The following is an 18,582-nucleotide window of genomic DNA, read 5'->3' as shown; positions in this document are numbered from 1 at the left end:
TTTTTTTATAAAATTACTGTAATCAATTTAATGTATTATTTGTAAATGAGTAAAGTCCTATTTCTATTTAGAATTCGCTACATCATTTTTAACAACTCTTGTAAACGGTCTTTCTTTCGTTGCGAAATAGGTAAATTACAATTGTCTGCCATAACCACATAACCGCCATCTTTTTTGATGTATGATTTTAGATAAGCGATGTTTATCAAATGACTTTGATGAATGCGCTCAAATCCATGTTCTGCCAATAATTCTTCGTATTCTTTTAAGGTTTTTGAAATTAAAATCGGCTTGCTATTCTTAATATAAAACTTAGTGTAATTGTCTTCGCTTTCGCAACGAATAATATCGCTGACATCAAAAAGATGTATTCCATCGGAATTAGACAAGGCTATTCGTTTGAAATTATCAACTTTTTTCCTAATGTTTTCTAATAACAAATCGATGTGTGCTGCGCTATCACTTTTGTCAATTACACTTTTTAGTTTGGCAATTACCTTTTGGAGTTCGTCTGGATCAACTGGTTTTAGAAGAAAATCCAACGCACTAAATCGAAATGCTTTGATGGCGTATTGCTCATGAGCGGTGATGAAAATAATTTGTGCTGTTACTTTCACGCCGTTTTTATAAACTTCTTCCAACAAATCAAAACCCGAACCATCGCCAAGATGGATGTCTAAAAACACCACTTGAGGTTGGGTTTCCATGAGCAAAGTTGTTCCGTTTGCTACACTATCGGCTTCGCCTATAATTCTAATTTCGGGCGCATAGCGAGAAAGCAAACTTTTCATTCCGCTTCTTAAATTATCATCGTCGTCTATTAGTATTGCTGTAATCATATGTTTTTTGGCTTTATGCTTTAAGCAGTAAGCTTTATGCTTTGTTATTATTTTATCGTTATCAAATTCGGCTTTGAGCTTATGGCTTATGGCTTATTGCTCAAATACTGAATCGGTAAATTCAAAACTACTTTTGTTCCTTTTATTTCGTTATCGGATTTCACTTCTTCAATAGTAAAATTGGTTTTTTGTTTGGTAGTTGATTCTATCATTTCCAAACGCTTTTTGGTAATATCCAATGCCATTGATTTGTGCGCCACTACAGAGTTTACTTTTGCTGCCTGCGACTGTTGAAAACCAACTCCATTATCTTCGACTGTGCAAAGCAAACTATCCTTTTCTATCGTAAAACGAACAGCAATACTTCCTATTTCCTTCTTAGGAATTACTCCATGAATGATGGCGTTTTCTATAAAAGGTTGTAACAAAAGTGGTGGCAATGCCAAATCGTCTTCTATTGCATCGCTTTTATAAATACTAAAAGTAAATTTGTTATTGAAACGCAATTGCTCTAGTTCTAAGTAGTTTTGTAAGCTCTCGATTTCTCTATCAATTGGGATTAAACTTTCTTTGGAATATTCCAATGTTAATCGCATCAGTTTTGAAAACTTGGATAAATATTTAATTGCGGAGTCAGTTCCGTTTTGAACAATAAAACTAGATATTGAACCCAAACAATTGAATACAAAATGTGGGTTCATCTGCAAATGCAAGGCTTTTTGTTCGTATTCAGCTAACTCTTTTTGAAGTGTTAAATTCTTTTTGAGTTGAATTCTACTGTAAATTAAAAATCCAATTCCAAAGAGTAACAATCCGAAAATAGCAGCAAAAAATAATTCCATTTTGCTCTGCTTGGATTGTTCTTGAAGCAATACTTCTTTCTTTTCAATTTCTTTTTGCTGAATGGCTTCGCGTTTTTCAAAATCAAATGATAGTTCTTCTTCCACGCTTCTGCGAATGTGTTCTTCGTTGGTCAAACTGTCTTTGGCTTGGCTATAAGATTTAAAATGTTGAAACGCTAACGGAAGATTATTTTGCTTCGAATAAATATCGCTTAGTAGTTTTTCTGAAATTACTATTTGTTCTAAAACGTTACTTACTTTCGCCAAATTCAATGAATTTTTTGCATTCTGCATTGCCATTGCCAATTTGTTTTGTTCTAAAAACAGCTGACTTAAATAAATATAACTGTCTGCAACACCAAATTTATCATCTATAGTTTTGAAAGTTTTAATAGCAGCATTCCAGCTTTCAATTGCTTTTTCTGGCTGATTGGCTGATTTATAATACAGTCCAACATTGTTATGCCATTCGCCTAAAGCTCTTGGATTTGGGTGTTTATCGAATGATGATTTGGCTTTGGTGTAATAATCAAATGCTTTAGGTAAGTTTTTTTGTTTCAAATAGCCATTACCGATGTTGGTATAGGTTATTCCTATATTAGCATCATTTCTTTTTTCTTGAATTTTTTGCGCTTTAACAAAGTAAGTTAACGCTTTAAAATCGGAAGCTTGTGAAGTATAAACAATTCCGATGTTGTTATAAAGTTTGGCGCATTTTTCTTCGTCTTTTAATTGCTCATAAATTTTTACCGCTTTTAGATAATATTGTAATGCTTTGGAATAATTACTTTGTTCCGAAAAAACAATTCCAATACTTCCTAACGCTTTAGCAAGTCCTTGTTGTTTTTCAATAGTTTTGTTTTCAAACGTTTCAAAAAGATGTTGTGCTTCAGTAAATGATTGTAGAGCAACACTATAATTTCCCGAAATGATATTGGCATTACCAATATTTAGCAACGCATTTCCTTCGGCAAGTTTGAAGTCAATTTTTTTGGCTAATGCTAATGCTTTGTTAGCATAGTTTAACATTAATTTTGGGTCGGAAGTTTTATACTGATCAGCAACAGCGTTGAGTAGTTGTGCTTTGTCAATATCATTTCTAGTTTTAGATAAAACAAGAAGTAAGCTGTCAATCTTTGTGTTTTGAGCATTCATTAATAGGGTTGAAAGCCACAAAAAACAAACCGATAAAAGATATTTTTTCTTCATTAGAAACAGTTTGAACACTATTTCTAACAAAAGTACTATTTCCTTTGAAGTAACAATTACTAAATGAGTATTTGAGTAGTTTGAATTAGAATTTGATTTAAAGACGAGAATTCAAGGCAAAGTTTGCAATAAAATTTACTTTCTTTTGAAACCATTTAATTTGATACAAACCTGCAGCACTCATTATGTATAAAGCAACACGTGCTGGGAACATGTATCTCGGTTCCATATAAGTCAAACCATGAAATAGCAGCAACGCAATGATAATAGACCAAAATGGCCAATAGTTAACCAAGTTTTTTTGCTTTCGAATAAACACAAATGCACCGATAATAATTAAAATATTAACGGAATTGATTAGCGCAATAAACATCCAATAAAAAGCTGCTCCTTTAATTGGTCCGATTTTAAATGTTTCGGGTTTTACACTATTGATCACATAAATATGTCCATAAAGAGATTTAACAAAAAACTGTCTAGTAAACCATATCGGATGTTCCATTGCATCATCAATTAAAAAATCTTTGTAGACTTGAGTTGAAGTTACGTTTTCATTTTCCGTCTTTGCTGATAAAATAGCTCCTGTTGACTTCCAATTTTGATAATCCTTGCTATCAGGTCGAACAGTATCATCCCAAAATCTAAAATCAAATGGTTCCTCTCTAAACTGAAATCTTCCTTGAAATGCTACATAATATAATAATCCTACTTGGTCACTTGAGGTTTTAGAACTTGAAATAGCTTTTGCCAACTTCAAAGTTAAAAACCCCATGATACCAATACAAAAGAAGCTTATAAGCAGCTTTTTTGCAAAGGTTTTAAAAAAATCTTTGTTCTTAAAGAATGCATATATCACTACTAAAAATCCAATTGGTAAAATCAAAATAGCATTAGGTCGGTTTAATATTAAAAACCAAACTCCTAAAATTAGAAACAGCCATCCTTTGAATTTATCTGGCGTTTTCAACAAGATAGACCAACCAAACAAAGCTACTGTAAGGGAGAAAAAAGCAGGAACTTCGGCTAAAATACCGAGAGAATAATAACAATGTATTGGAAAAATAAAAAATAGTAAAACACTCAACAATCCAACTTCTTTTGAGAACAAATTAGAACCAATTCTAAAAATCATTAGCATGCTAATGGTGATTATTAAAAATGTAAAAACTACACCATAAACCCATAATTGATTATCTGTAGCTGTTGATGATGCCAATAAATAAGCAGGTGTATAAAAGAAAACAGGTCCAGGCGCTTTTGTGATTGTAACTTTATCATAGTCAACCGCACCTTTTATATATAGAGCTAAATTTTTTGCTTCTTCATGAAAAGTAATATCACCAAATGGTTTTGCTTTGAAAGGCAGATTTAATACTACTATCATCATTAATAAAGAGATAGCTACGATAAGGATATCCGACTTTTTAAAAGGAAACAACTTGTTTTTCATTACAACTTTAAATCAATTAATTGTGTCGAAAAGTAATAAAAAATCCTGAGTTAAAACTCAGGATTTTTAAATATAAGAAGATAAATTTTTAATTATGATAAAGCTGCTTTGACTTGATCTGCTGCTTCTTGGAATTGAACTGCAGATAAAATTGGCATACCAGAATTATCAATTAACTCTTTTGCAATTTCTGCATTTGTTCCTTGAAGACGAACAATGATTGGCACTTTAATAGCATCACCCATGTTTTTATAAGCATCAACAACACCTTGTGCTACTCTATCGCAACGTACAATTCCTCCAAAAATATTGATTAAAATTGCTTTTACGTTTGGATCTTTCAAAATGATACGGAAAGCTGTTTCCACACGTTTTGCATCAGCTGTTCCACCAACGTCAAGGAAGTTTGCTGGTTCAAAACCGGCATATTTAATTAAATCCATAGTTGCCATTGCTAATCCTGCACCGTTTACCATGCAACCCACAGTTCCATCAAGATCAACATAGTTAAGTCCAACTTCTTTAGCTTCCACTTCGATTGGATTTTCTTCACGAATGTCACGCATATCAGCATATTTTGGTTGTCTGAACAAAGCGTTATCATCAATATTTACTTTAGCATCAACTGCCATTATTTTGTTGTCCGATGTTTTTAAAACTGGATTGATTTCGAACATTGAAGCATCACAACCTATGTAAGCATTGTATAATGAATCAACAAATTTCACCATTTCTTTGAAAGCATTTCCAGAAAGTCCTAAGTTAAAAGCAATTCTTCTCGCTTGAAAACCTTGCAATCCAACAGCTGGATCAATTTCTTCTGTAAAAATTAAATGTGGTGTGTGTTCTGCTACTTCTTCAATATCCATTCCACCTTCGGTTGAATACATAATCATGTTTCTACCTTTTGCCCTGTTCAATAAAACAGACATGTAAAACTCAGATGTTTCACTTTCACCAGGATAATAAACATCTTCCGCAATTAATACTTTATGCACTTTTTTACCTTCTGGTGGCGTTTGTGGCGTGATTAATTGCATCCCAATGATTTGTTCAGCAATTTCTTCTACTTGTTGCAAGTTTTTTGCTAGTTTAACTCCACCACCTTTTCCTCTTCCACCTGCGTGAATTTGAGCTTTGATAACATGCCAACCAGTTCCTGTTTCAGCTGTTAGTTGTTTTGCAGCAGCCACAGCCTCAACTGGACTGTTTGCTACAATTCCACGTTGAATTCTAACGCCATAACTAGCTAATATTTCTTTTCCTTGATATTCGTGAATGTTCATATTGAAATTTTTATTTGCTTTATAAAGTGTCACAAAAGTAATTAATTAGTATCAAACGAAAAAGAAATGTATGTCAATTTAGTACAATTATTATTTTTAACATTCGTTGAACTATTTGGCGCAACCATTTTTTTCTTTTTTCATCCTAAAGTAAAAAACATTTTATGAAAACAATTTACAAAACCTTATTACTATTGCTAGTTTTAACACAGTTTAGCTGTAATGATGACGAAAGAAACGATAACTTCGAAAATCAAATTAATGGTCAGTGGCGTTTAACAAAAGTTGCTGGTGGATTAGTTGGTATCAATCATACTTTTGACCCAATAACAATTGTTTGGACTTTTAATACTTCGAACAACACAGTTACAATTGTAAATAACAATCCTGACGACAGTATTATTTATGATGGTTTTGAAACTGGTGTTTATGAATACCAAATTGAGAATAATCCTGTTTCAAATCTTTGTGATGATGTTATCACTATAGATGGAATTGAAATGGGTTGTATCGATATCGTTAATAATAAATTAGTTATCGATCAATCTTTCTCTGATGGTTTTCAACTAGAATTCATAGAATAGCTTTCAAAAAGCACGAATTCTGTTATTTTTTTCCTTGCTTTTCCCTACTTGGAATGATAGCTTTGCATAAATTTAAATTATAATTATGCAACCGACAGAATTAGAACAATTGGCCCGCGAATTTGGGAATCCACTTTATGTGTATGATGCTGAAAAAATAGAATTTCAGTACAATCGTTTAACTAATGCTTTTGCCAAGGTAGAAAAGCTTCGTATCAACTATGCAATGAAAGCCTTGTCAAACATTTCAATTCTGAAGCTACTGAAGAATTTAGGTTCAGGACTTGATACCGTTTCTATTCAAGAAGTGCAATTGGGTTTGCATGCAGGATTCACTCCAGATAAAATCATTTTCACTCCAAATGGTGTTTCATTTGAAGAAATAGAAGAAGTAGCCGCGCTTGGAGTTCAAATTAATATCGATAATCTTTCGGTTTTGGAACATTTTGGCACTAAACATCCAAAAGTTCCAGTTTGTATTCGTATTAATCCACATGTAATGGCTGGTGGAAACGAGAATATTTCTGTTGGACATATTGATAGTAAATTTGGGATTTCCATATATCAAATTCCGCATATTCTTCGCATAGTTGAAAATACAAAAATGCATATCAATGGAATTCACATGCATACGGGTTCGGACATTTTGGACATTGAAGTATTCTTATATGCTGCCGAAATTTTATTTGATGCTGCAAAACAATTTAAAGATTTAGATTTTCTGGATTTTGGTTCTGGGTTTAAAGTACCATATAAAAAAGGCGATATCGAAACCAATATTGAAGAATTAGGAAAAAAACTAACCAAACGATTTTTGTCTTTTGAAAAAGAATATGGTCGCGAGTTGACGTTGGCATTTGAACCTGGGAAATTTTTAGTGAGTGAAGCAGGTTATTTTTTGGCGAAAGTAAATGTAATAAAACAAACTACTTCAACAGTTTTTGCAGGTATTGATAGTGGTTTCAACCATTTAATTCGTCCGATGTTTTATGGTTCACAACACACTATTGAGAACATTTCTAATCCAAAAGGGAAAGAACGTTTTTATACTGTTGTTGGATATATTTGCGAAACAGACACTTTTGCAAATAACCGTAAAATATCCGAAATTCACGAAGGTGATACTTTGTGTTTCAGAAATGCTGGTGCTTATTGTTTTTCTATGGCATCAAACTACAACTCGCGTTTTAAACCCGCCGAAGTGTTATGGAAAGATGGAAAAGGTCATTTGATTAGAGAGCGAGAAACATTTGAAGATTTACTTCAAAATCAAATTATGATTGAATTATAAAAAAAGCCCCGAATTTATTTCGGGGTTTTTTGTAGTTTTGGATGTTAAAATTAACATATTCTCTGGTCAATTAATCAAATCAACACTGAAATGGAAGACAACTGTAAAAACTGTGGCAGTTTAGTAGCTAGTAATTTTTGTAATAATTGTGGACAAAAGAAATTCAAGCGTATTGATAAAAAGTACTTGATTGACGAAATACAATACATTTTTTTGCACACCAATAAAGGTTTTTTCTATTCTGCAAAAAATGTTCTTAGAAATCCAGGGAAAACCGCCAAAGAATTTATTGAAGGTAATCGTGTCAACCATTACAAACCACTTATGCTTGCCTTTGTTTTGAGTGGTATTTCTTCATTTATTTCGTTTAAAATATTGAATGTATCTAAAATAATGGAACAAACTTATGATAAACAAAACATAAATAAATCGGCTATCAACGAGTATATGTCATTCCTTTCCAACTACAATTCGTTGGTTATGCTCTTGGCAATTCCTTTAATTTCCGTGGTAACCTACTTATTATTAAAACGTTGGAATAATAATTACTATGAGCACATTATCATGAATGCTTATATTCAGTGCTGTTATACGATTTATTGCATTTTGATTCTCTATCCAATATTATTTTTTTTAAAAGATGGTCATCTTACTACTTATATGATTATTTCCTTGTTGTCTATATTTTCCATTCCTGTAATCATGGTTTGGTTTTATAAAGAATTCTATCCTGAAAAAAGCATTGGTGATATTATTGTTAAAGTAGTTTTCTTTATCCTTATTGGCTTTATTTTGTATGTTGCTTTAATATTCATTTTCATCATAGGAACATTAATTATTTCTGGTCCAGAAGGATTGTTGAAATTAGCGCCACAGCCAAAATAACTTTTAAAAAAAAAGACTACTTAAAAGCAGTCTTTACTTTTGACTAGTTCCTTAAAACTTCTTCCAAAACATTACTATCAGTAGCATTAGGCAAAGTGATTTTTAGTTTCTGCGCTAAAGTTGGTGCAATTTGAGTAATCACTTTTTTGTCGTGTGAATTTCCTTTTGGAATATTCCAGCCATAGAAAATACACGGCACATTGGTGTCATAAGTATAAGGCGAACCATGAGTTGCGCCAGTTGCAGAATATTCTACAAAACCGGGTTTATATACAAAATACAAATCACCATTTTGTGTTGGATCATATCCTTTGTATACAAAACTCAATAATTGATCGTTGCTCGATGACGCTAGTATTTCTTCCTCAGTATATACTCGTTTAACATAGTTTTTAGTATATAAAAAGTCTTTAAAGCTTTGTTTCACTTTAACTAAATCTAGTCCTTTTGATTTAATCATATCTTTATCTAAATGAACATTATAACTATCGTATTTCAATAGTAAATTAGCTCCGAAAGTAGCATTAGAAAACGCGGTTAAATCTTTAGATACATCTTTATAACTAATATTGTCCACTTCATATTTGTGGTCTTTTAAGTGCGATGAATTCTCGGCACAAGCATGATCAGCAGTCATAAACACGAGGTAATTCCCTTTACCGACGGTTTTGTCAAGATAATTTAGAAAATCAGCAATGGTCAAATCCAGACGCAAGTAAGTATCCTGAATTTCAATTGAACGTGGACCAAAAGTATGTCCAATATAATCTGTTGATGAAAAACTTACCGCAAGAAAATCGGTAACATCATCTTTTCCAAGCGATTCTTTTTCTATGGCTCTTTTGGCTAAATTTGCCAAAACATCGTTACCAAAAGGTGTTACTCTCAAAACACCTGCATCATTTCCTTCATACATTCCTTTTAAATCATAAGGAAAAACAGGTGGTTTTTTATACAGTTTACCTTCATAAGGATTGTCATCTACTAAACTTTCATTGTAGGTTTCGATAGGCTTCAGCAAGTTCCAACCTTTAGTTAAATAGGTTTCATATTGTTTTTCGTTATTGAATTCGGTTACCCAACTAGGTAATTCTTTTCCATAGAACGAACTCGAAATAAAGTTGCCAGTTTTAGTATACCAAAATGCCCAATCGGCAAAATGCCCAGCTGGTAAAATTGCTCCTCTATCTTTAATACTCATCCCAATAACTTTTCCTTTGAAATTGGTAGCTAATTTTAGTTCGTCTGTAATCGTAGTAGTTTGAAGGTTTTTTGGAGACATTTTACCTTCTTTCTCAGTTCCCGAAACTAAAGTAGCCACAGAGTCATCATCTGTACAATACACTTCTTTTTTTAAGGTTCTGTGAAACCATTCATTACTAACAATTCCGTGCATTGCTGGTGTTGTTCCTGTATAAATAGAAGCATGTCCAGGTGCAGTATAAGTTGGCATGTAGTTATAATGCATGTTATGAAACGTATATCCTTCGTTCATTAATCGTTTAAAACCATTTTCAGAAAAATCACTATTGAAACGGTATAAATATTCCATTTTCATTTGGTCGATTACAATTCCAACAACCAATTTTGGCTGTTTATTTTGTGCAAAGGCGAATTGAACTACTAGTAAAAGGATAATTGATTGGACGTTTTTCATAACATAAAGATTGAAAAACAAAAGTAAGGATTCGTATTGAAAATGGATGTTTTTTTGTGTTAATCAATTATTATAAAAAACAAATGCACACTTGTTAGTGTGCATTTGTACCCAATTTTAAAAAACAACTAAAATTCAACAACTATTATTTTAATATTCTAAACGTACAACGTCTGTTGGTTGCATGTTCAGCTTCTGTACAATCATTTTTCGGACAAATAATTAACAATCTTGTCTCGCCATAACCAATTGAGCGAAGACGTTTTCTATCAATACCATTTTGAACTAAATACTCTAAAGCAGCAGCAGCTCTTCGGTTAGATAATCGTAAATTATACATATCAGAAGCACGGGAATCGGTGTGTGCTCCAATTTCAATTTCCATGTAAGGGTATTTTTTAAGAAGTGCTAATAATCCGTCAAGTACTTGTTCAGCCTGAGGTTTAATTACTGATTTATCTAAATCGAAATAAATATTTTCTAACTCAATAAAGAATGAACCTTCTGCATCTTTCTTAATATTCTTTTCAGCATCAGAATACGACTCTACTTTCATCTCTAAATCAATGAATACTTTTCCTTTTATGCTGGTATCAAAATAGGCTTCGGCTGGAATATAAAAATCTCTGAACGCCATGATTTTGTATTTCTTATCTGGTTCCGTGTTGAAAACGAAATCTCCATCTTTTCCGACAATAACTTCTTCTATTAATTCGCCAGCTTCGTTATAAAGTTTCACAGCTGTTCCAGGTAATAATTGTAGGGAATTTTTATCACGCACAACACCTTCAACTGCAAATAGAAGTTTGTTTTCCTCCATAGCTACTGTGTAGAGATTATCATCGCCTGTTCTATTGGAAGAAAAATAACCTTTACCTGTTTTATAATCTAGAATTAGGTTGAAATCATCCATTTCACTATTGATGGTTAATCCAAGATTTTGAGGCTTGTCAAACTCTGTTTCGCTAATTTTATAACTCATGAAAATATCTAAATTTCCATGACCTTGATGACCATCTGATGCAAAATAGAGCGAACCATCATCGGCTATAAATGGAAATTGCTCTCTATGTTTGGTGTTTATTGTTTCGCCCAAGTTTCGTGGTTGACTATACGTTCCATCGTCGTTAATATCAACAACAAAAATATCCATAGAACCTATAGTTCCCAACATATCACTGGCAAAGAAAAGTTGTTTCCCGTCTTTAGAAAGTGCTGGATGTTCTACTGAATATTCATCGCTAGAAAAAGGCAACATTGTTACGTTTGTCCATTTTCCTCCTTTAAATTCTGCTTTGTACAATTTTACGGTTGCGAATCTTTCGTTGCCAATTTGTACTTGTTTGTCACCCGTTCTATTAAAATACATGGTTTGCAAATCAGCTGAGAAAACTGCCGAACTTTCGTGAGTTTTTGTATTTATTTCTTCAGGAAATGGTTCAACATTTGTCAATTGACCTTCATTATTTACGGTAGCTGAAAATAAATCAAGATAAGGTCTTTCGTTCCAACCATAGGAAGCATTTTCAGCATTTCGCAAGGATGCAAAAACAACTTTATCGCCATAAAAAGAAATACCAAAATCACCATTGGTTTTATTTTTTGACATCATCACCAATTTATATGTAAAAGCAGCATTTCTAGTGATGTTTTTCATGAATTTAGGTGTGTTTTGTTCATAGCCCAAATACTCAGTCATGATGGCATCACCTTTGTCAAAATCAGCTATTCCTTTTAAAGCATTAGCATATCTAAAATACACCTCGGGTTTCAAACTGTCTTTATGTGAAAAAAACAATTGACCATAAGCGCGAACGGCATTCTGCATTTGAAAATTATAATAATAGCTATCTCCTAAATTTTGAAGTACTTCTTTGGTCGTTTCTAATTGTTCATACATTTCTGCGGCTTTAACATAGGCTTTTCTTTCAAAAAGCTTGTTGGCTTGTTTTACTGTACCTTTTTTTTGTCCAAAAAGATTTGAAAAACAACCGATTAAAAATAGTATGTAGAATATTTTTTTCATGCCAAAGTATTAAAAGAAACGCGGTGATTTATCATATCCTTTCCCTGAAAGTTTTCCAAAATCAATATCAAATAAAAGGAAAACTTCATGCGAACCCGAATTGAAATTTCTTAAATTAGTTAATGTATAATCATAGGAATAGCCAATTCGCAGTGTTGGAGTTACATAGAAACTAGCCAATCCTGAAACCGAGTCGCCTTGACGGTATCCAACTCCAAATTCAAACTTATTATTGAAAAGCATATTCGCCGTAACATCAAGAGATAATGGAGCGCCAGAAACTGCTTTTGCCATGAAAGCTGGTTTTAGTTTGAAATTTTCGTTATTGTTAAATTTGAAAACATAACCACCTGTGATAAAAAAGTGCATTGCTTCAACTCCAGTTTCAACAATTCCATCTTGACGTTCGAGATGTCTGGTCATTAATAAATTTGGCACAGAAACTCCAGCATAATAATTATCGCCAAACAAATACATTCCTGCTCCAACATTTGGATAAACTTTACTTATGTTATTTGCAAATGCAGGATCAAGTTCAGGATCAGTAAATTCAAAACCATTGAAATTAGTGTCAAATAAAGTTACACCACCTTTTGCGCCAAGCGATAATTTCATGGTTTCTGAAATGGGCAAAACATAAGCAAAATCAACGTATATATTATTTTCATTTACCACATCACCAATTTCATCATGAACAATAGAAACACCCAACTCTACTCTCTTTGACATCGCTTTATGAGCAAAAAATGTTCCTGAAGTTGGTCCGCCAACTGCGCCAACCCATTGTGCTCGATATAATCCACCAAGATTTAATACATCAGTATTATCAGTAGCGTAAGCTGGATTGATTACACTCATGTTATACATATAATGTGTAAACATAGGATCTTGTTGCGCAGAGGATTTTACAGCCATCAAAAAGAATGCTGTTGCAATGAGGTATTTTAAAAATCGATGTTTCATAATTGTACTCATTTCCTTTATCTGCTTAAATATAATCTGCCTTGAACTGGTTTTTTAACACCATCATTGAAATATAGAATATAGAAATAAACACCTGTAGGCAGTACATTTCCTCCAACATTCAATCCTTTTTCAGTTGTAGTTCCATCCCAAAGTGGTGTATTTTTATTTCCATTATATAATATGTTTCCGTAGCGATTATATATTTCTAATTTAAAATTAGGGTATACTATTGGCAGGTTTTTAATTTCAAAAGTATCATTGATGGTATCGTCATTTGGAGAGAAACCATCAGGAATTAGAATATCATCACAAATGGTTAAATCAACTGTAACTTCTAATCGTGTTGGTCCTTCGCAACCACTTTGAGAAATTAAAGCAGCATAATAAGTTGTATTGTGAACTAATAAATCTGTTTCTGCATAAGCTGTTCCGCCAGTTTCAGAAGTGTACCAAATGACAGTTTGTCCATTTAAAATATTTGCCGATAAATTAGCAATGGTTGGATTTTCATCTTCACAGAAAAGATTGCCTTCTTGAATTAAAGTTGGTGTGCCTAATTGTTCAACCTCAAATGAATATGGTGGAAAAGTTATTCCGTTTAATCCACATATCACTGTGGTAGAAATGATATCCGTAATCGTAATTGTAGTTGAACCAGCGTTAGTTAAATTGGTTTGCGCTAGTGGGAAAATTGCAGAACCAGAAACAAAAGGAATTGTTATGGTTTCGGTAAATGCATTTGCTCCAGATAAAGTATAAGTGATGGTATAACTATCATCTGGCAAATTATTTGCGTTTGAAATAGTCACTAAACTTTGAAAATTAACACAAGTATCTTGTGCAGAAACCGTTGCGCCAGTTATATCTAAAGATGGTTGAATTGTAAAATTAGTAGTAGCTGTAACTGTTGTATTAGAACAACCCGAATTAGTAGTTATACCAACGATTGTTAAAATATAATTCCCAGCTGTTGAAAAGGAAGCTGCAGGAATTGTAAACTGTCCGTTACCAGAAGTAATTGTTACATCGCCTGAATTTCCAGTAGTTGGATTTGCATTAGGAATGGAATAACTAAACTGATATACTCCATCAACTAGATTGGTAGCATTTGTTATTTGAACAGTCAAATCATCTCCAATACAAACATTTGATATGCTAATATTAGAACTATCAATTGAAGAAAGTGGCGTAATTTGTATTTGAGCAGAAACATTAACAACATTATTAGAACAAGTACTTACTGTATTCAAAATAGCAGTAATTGTGATAACAGTTGTTCCAATGTTGGTCAAATTTGAACTTGGAATAGTAAAAGTTCCTGTACCAGCTGCAATTGTTACGGTTGCAGTTTGTCCAGCTAAGGTATTACTTCCAGACAAATCATAGGATATTGCATAAATACCATCTACCATTCCATTTAAAGTTACAATTGTATCTATTCCAAGACAGTTCGGATTTATTGAAATATTAAATGACGCTATTTGTGGATTTGGTAAAATAGTAAACTGAACCGTTGTAGAAACCGAAGCACACGAATTGGTGACAGTATAGGTATAAGAATAAGTTGCTGGAGAAAAATTGATAATCGTCAAAGGAGAATTGACAACTTGTCCAGTACTATCTTTCCATTCGCCACCTGTATCTTCATTCTCCAAAAGTGAATTTAAATCTAAAACTCCCGTTGATGGACAAATAGAAATTAATCCAGTAAATGTTCCTGAATTTGGCGTCGCTTGAACATCAAAAGTAACCGATGATGAAACCGTTGGATTAGAGCATTCCGTAGTAGAAGTTATTCCAGTTAAAGTTAAAGCATAACTTCCAACCGTTGCAAAAACAGATGCAGGAATTGTAAATTGACCATTTCCAGCAGTAATTAAAACATCTCCTGAATTTCCTGTTGTTGGATTTCCTGTTGGAATGGTATAATTAAATTGATATGTTCCGTCTGGGAAATTAGTTGCATTAGTATATACAACTGTAACATCAGTACCAAGGCAAACATTTGCAACTGTGATTACATTTGGAAAAATATCTAATAAAGGTTTCACTTCGATAATCGCTGAACTATTTGTTAAAGTAGCGGTACAATTTGTTACTGTATTAGTAATGTTTTCAAATGTTATAGTAGATGTTCCGATGTTAGAAAGCGATGTTGATGGAATGCTAAAACTTCCTAAACCGCCAGTTATTGTTATAGTTTCGGATTGAGTTGTGATATTATTTACACCCGAAACAGAATAATTTATAGTATAGTTTCCATCTTGCATTCCACTAAACTGAACAGTAGCATTACCGCCAATACAAATTGGAGTTATGGTTACATTTGAAGTTAAAACAACTGGTGTTGGTAAGATTTCTAATTGTACTAACTGCTCGTCATCTCCACAAGAATTAGTAACTTCATAAGTATAATTATAGACTCCCGAGGTTAAAGCACTAACATTAATTGGATTTACTATTATTGTATTTGTACTATCGAGCCAATTTCCACCCAAGTCCTGACCTGTCAATAAAGTATCCAAATCAAACGTTCCTACTGAAGTACAAATTGGAGAAGTAGCTACAAAATCTCCAGCATTTGGCAATGGATTAACTGTTACAGTTACGACTGAAGTATCTGTTGTACATGGTGAAGTTCCTCCTGTAACTGTGTAAGTAAATGTATAAGTTCCAACACCAACTAATGATGGATTGAAAACATTTCCAGTTAAAGCGCTAGTATTGTCATCATCTGTCCAAGTTCCAACTCCTTGCGTTCCATCTAAACCAGTAGTTAAATCTAAATTTATTACATCTGCACATGTTGTTAATTGCCCGTCAGCACCAGCAATTGGAGATTGAACCACAGTAATTACAACATTTGCAGTATCAGTATCACATAAATTCCCACCAACAGTATAGGTATAAGTAGTAGCAACATCAACCAAAGGATTGAATACGCCAGTTCCACTAGCTAATGCTGGCGACCAAGTTCCACCTGTTTGTGGATTACCATTTAAGAAATCAAATAAATCCTGAGGTGCATCATTTGTACAGAAAATATGTGTCCCATCTTCTCCAGCATCAGGCACAGGATTTACAATTACAGTTATTGTCGCTTCATCATTATCACATGGGTCATTTCCAGAAAGTGAATACGTGTAATCTCCTGCCAAGTCTAAAGCAGGATCGAAAACTCCTGTTCCGCTTGTTAATGCTGGTGACCAAGTTCCACCTGTTTGAGCATTTGGTCCTAAAGCTAAAAATAAGTCTTGAGGATTACTATTTTCGCAAACAGTGATTGAATTACTATTTCCTGCTTCTGGTCCTTGAGTGATTATTACTTCAATAGTTGCAAAATCATCTACACATGGAGCAATTCCAACTACTGTATAAGTGTAAGTTGTTGAAGCATCAACAGAAGGATTCAAAACTCCTGTTCCACTTACTAATGTTGGTGACCAAGTTCCGCCTGTTTGAGCATTTGAACCCAAAAGTGTAAACAAATCAACTGGATTTTGATTGGAACATATATTGTAATTAACGACATCACTTCCAGCATTTGGAATTGGATTTACAGTTACTTGTACTGTTACTTGTGCTGGAGGACATAATGGATTGCCAGTGACAGTATAAGTATAACTTCCTGACAAATCAACAGCAGGGTTGAAAACACCTGTTCCACTTGCCAATGCTGATGACCAAGTTCCACCAGTTTGGGCTGTATTTCCAAGTAATAAAAATAAATCAATTGACGGTGAAGTGACACAAAATACTTGGGGTTGTGGTGCAACTCCAGCAACTGGTGCTTCAACTATAGTAATCGGAATACTGCTCGGTTGTGGATTGTTACAACTTGGTGTTCCTAAACTTGCTACACTTACTATATTGATAGTTCCTGTTGTTGTTGGACTTACTGCTATCGTAGCTGTTCCTGCTGCGTTTAAGGTTATTGTTTGGTTTGCTCCACCATTGATGTTGTACGTTACTGTTGCATTTGGTGTTCCTGTAAACGTTAAAGTCGTAGTTCCGTTTTCACAAATAGTACTTGGATTGGCCGTTACACTTGCCGTTGGTAAGGGTAAAACCGTGATTGGAATACTACTCGTTTGTGGATTGATACAACTTGGTGTTCCTAAACTTGCTACACTTACTATATTGATTGTTCCTGTTGCCGTTGGACTTACTACTATCGTAGCTGTTCCTGCTGCGTTTAAGGTTATTGTTTGGTTGGTTCCACCATTGATGTTGTACGTTACTGTAGCATTTGGTGTTCCTGTAAAGGTTAAAGTCGTGGTTCCGTTTTCACAAATAGTACTTGTATTGGCCGTTACACTCGCAGTTGGTAATGGTAAAACTGTGATTGGAATACTACTCGTTTGTGGATTTGTACAACTTGGTGTTCCTGAACTCGCTACGCTTACTATATTGATTGTTCCTGTTGTGGTTGGACTTACTACTATCGTAGCTGTTCCTGCTGCGTTTAGTGTTATTGTTTGGTTGGTTCCTCCATTGATGTTGTACGTTACTGTTGCATTTGGTGTTCCTGTAAAGGTTAAAGTCGTGGTTCCGTTTTCACAAATAGTACTTGGATTGGCCGTTACACTTGCCGTTGGTAATGGTAAAACTGTGATTGGAATGATACTCGTTTGTGGATTTGTACAACTTGGATTACCTGAACTTGCTACGCTTACTATATTGATAGTTCCTGTTGCTGTTGGACTTACTACTATCGTAGCTGTTCCTGCTGCGTTTAACGTAATCGTTTGGTTGGTTCCACCATTGATGTTATACGTTACTGTAGCATTTGGTGTTCCTGTAAACGTTAAAGTCGTAGTTCCGTTTTCACAAATAGTACTTGGATTAGCCGTTACACTTGCCGTTGGTAATGGTAAAACCGTGATTGGAATACTACTCGTTTGTGGATTGATACAACTTGGATTACCTGAACTTGCTACGCTTACTATATTGATAGTTCCTGTTGCTGTTGGACTTACTACTATCGTAGCTGTTCCTGCTGCGTTTAAGGTTATTGTTTGGTTGGTTCCACCATTGATGTTGTACGTTACTGTAGCATTTGGTGTTCCTGTAAAGGTTAAAGTCGTGGTTCCGTTTTCACAAATAGTACTTGGATTGGCCGTTACACTTGCCGTTGGTAATGGTAAAACTGTGATTGGAATACTACTCGTTTGTGGATTTATACAACTTGGTGTTCCTGAACTTGCTACGCTTACTATATTGATTGTTCCTGTTGTGGTTGGACTTACTGATATTGTGGCTGTTCCTGCTGCGTTTAATGTTATCGTTTGGTTGGTTCCTCCATTGATGTTGTACGTTACTGTTGCATTTGGTGTTCCTGTAAACGTTAAAGTCGTAGTTCCGTTTTGACAAATCGTTGTTGGATTGGCCGTTACACTTGCCGTTGGTAAGGGTAAAACTGTGATTGGAATACTACTCGTTTGTGGATTGATACAACTTGGATTACCTGAACTTGCTACGCTTACTATATTGATAGTTCCTGTTGCTGTTGGACTTACTACTATCGTAGCTGTTCCTGCTGCGTTT

General features: G+C 33.9%; 11 protein-coding genes. 3 read left to right on the top strand and 8 right to left on the bottom strand.

Going from position 1 to position 18,582, the window contains the following annotated elements:
- Positions 1–77 precede the first annotated feature (77 nt).
- The 4 genes from BC748_RS06675 to sucC form a co-directional block, all read right to left on the bottom strand.
- Positions 78–839 carry a LytR/AlgR family response regulator transcription factor gene (locus BC748_RS06675; RefSeq protein ID WP_133532706.1) on the bottom strand — a complete coding sequence of 254 codons (762 nt, stop codon included), beginning with the start codon at positions 837–839 and terminating at the stop codon, positions 78–80.
- Between the two features lie 86 nt (positions 840–925).
- The gene (locus tag BC748_RS06670) at positions 926–2,890 is read right to left on the bottom strand and encodes a tetratricopeptide repeat-containing sensor histidine kinase (protein ID WP_133532705.1); all 1,965 of its coding nucleotides are present in this window, start codon (positions 2,888–2,890) and stop codon (positions 926–928) included.
- 97 nt (positions 2,891–2,987) lie between these two features.
- Positions 2,988–4,340: a glycosyltransferase family protein gene (locus BC748_RS06665; RefSeq protein ID WP_133532704.1), complete on the bottom strand. Its 1,353-nt coding sequence runs from the start codon at positions 4,338–4,340 to the stop codon at positions 2,988–2,990.
- Positions 4,341–4,432: 92 nt separating this feature from the next.
- The gene (gene sucC / locus BC748_RS06660) at positions 4,433–5,626 is read right to left on the bottom strand and encodes an ADP-forming succinate--CoA ligase subunit beta (protein ID WP_133532703.1); all 1,194 of its coding nucleotides are present in this window, start codon (positions 5,624–5,626) and stop codon (positions 4,433–4,435) included.
- 164 nt (positions 5,627–5,790) lie between these two features.
- On the opposite strand from sucC, the gene BC748_RS06655 reads away from it, so the two are divergent.
- The 3 genes from BC748_RS06655 (at position 5,791) to BC748_RS06645 (ending at position 8,386) form a co-directional block, all read left to right on the top strand.
- Positions 5,791–6,210 carry a hypothetical protein gene (locus tag BC748_RS06655; protein WP_133532702.1) on the top strand — a complete coding sequence of 140 codons (420 nt, stop codon included), beginning with the start codon at positions 5,791–5,793 and terminating at the stop codon, positions 6,208–6,210.
- Between the two features lie 85 nt (positions 6,211–6,295).
- Positions 6,296–7,501, top strand: coding sequence for a diaminopimelate decarboxylase (gene lysA / locus BC748_RS06650; RefSeq protein WP_133532701.1), 1,206 nt, complete (start codon positions 6,296–6,298; stop codon positions 7,499–7,501).
- 90 nt (positions 7,502–7,591) lie between these two features.
- Complete coding sequence (locus tag BC748_RS06645) at positions 7,592–8,386, top strand: DUF3667 domain-containing protein (protein WP_133532700.1); 795 nt, start codon at positions 7,592–7,594, stop codon at positions 8,384–8,386.
- Between the two features lie 43 nt (positions 8,387–8,429).
- Here the strand turns inward: BC748_RS06645 and pafA are convergent, their stop codons facing one another.
- From pafA to BC748_RS06625, 4 genes are all read right to left on the bottom strand, one after another.
- The gene (pafA, locus tag BC748_RS06640; RefSeq protein WP_133532699.1) at positions 8,430–10,043 is read right to left on the bottom strand and encodes an alkaline phosphatase PafA; all 1,614 of its coding nucleotides are present in this window, start codon (positions 10,041–10,043) and stop codon (positions 8,430–8,432) included.
- A gap of 145 nt (positions 10,044–10,188) precedes the next feature.
- Positions 10,189–12,069, bottom strand: coding sequence for an OmpA family protein (locus BC748_RS06635; protein ID WP_133532698.1), 1,881 nt, complete (start codon positions 12,067–12,069; stop codon positions 10,189–10,191).
- 9 nt (positions 12,070–12,078) lie between these two features.
- On the bottom strand, positions 12,079–13,044 hold the full coding sequence (locus BC748_RS06630) for a PorP/SprF family type IX secretion system membrane protein (RefSeq protein ID WP_246014016.1): 966 nt from the start codon (positions 13,042–13,044) through the stop codon (positions 12,079–12,081).
- Between the two features lie 5 nt (positions 13,045–13,049).
- Positions 13,050–18,582 (bottom strand): T9SS type B sorting domain-containing protein (locus BC748_RS06625; RefSeq protein ID WP_133532697.1); only part of this gene is annotated, 5,533 nt, incomplete at its 5' end.

This window comes from Flavobacterium dankookense, from assembly GCF_004362665.1.
GTDB lineage: Bacteria > Bacteroidota > Bacteroidia > Flavobacteriales > Flavobacteriaceae > Flavobacterium > Flavobacterium dankookense.
This window is presented reverse-complemented; position numbering and strand designations above follow the sequence as displayed.

Coding starts and splice junctions, on each gene's coding strand:
- BC748_RS06675 (WP_133532706.1), bottom strand. CDS start 839: ATGATTACAGCAATACTAATAGACGACGATGATAATTTAAGAAGCGGA.
- BC748_RS06670 (WP_133532705.1), bottom strand. CDS start 2,890: ATGAAGAAAAAATATCTTTTATCGGTTTGTTTTTTGTGGCTTTCAACC.
- BC748_RS06665 (WP_133532704.1), bottom strand. CDS start 4,340: ATGAAAAACAAGTTGTTTCCTTTTAAAAAGTCGGATATCCTTATCGTA.
- sucC (WP_133532703.1), bottom strand. CDS start 5,626: ATGAACATTCACGAATATCAAGGAAAAGAAATATTAGCTAGTTATGGC.
- BC748_RS06655 (WP_133532702.1), top strand. CDS start 5,791: ATGAAAACAATTTACAAAACCTTATTACTATTGCTAGTTTTAACACAG.
- lysA (WP_133532701.1), top strand. CDS start 6,296: ATGCAACCGACAGAATTAGAACAATTGGCCCGCGAATTTGGGAATCCA.
- BC748_RS06645 (WP_133532700.1), top strand. CDS start 7,592: ATGGAAGACAACTGTAAAAACTGTGGCAGTTTAGTAGCTAGTAATTTT.
- pafA (WP_133532699.1), bottom strand. CDS start 10,043: ATGAAAAACGTCCAATCAATTATCCTTTTACTAGTAGTTCAATTCGCC.
- BC748_RS06635 (WP_133532698.1), bottom strand. CDS start 12,069: ATGAAAAAAATATTCTACATACTATTTTTAATCGGTTGTTTTTCAAAT.
- BC748_RS06630 (WP_246014016.1), bottom strand. CDS start 13,044: ATGAGTACAATTATGAAACATCGATTTTTAAAATACCTCATTGCAACA.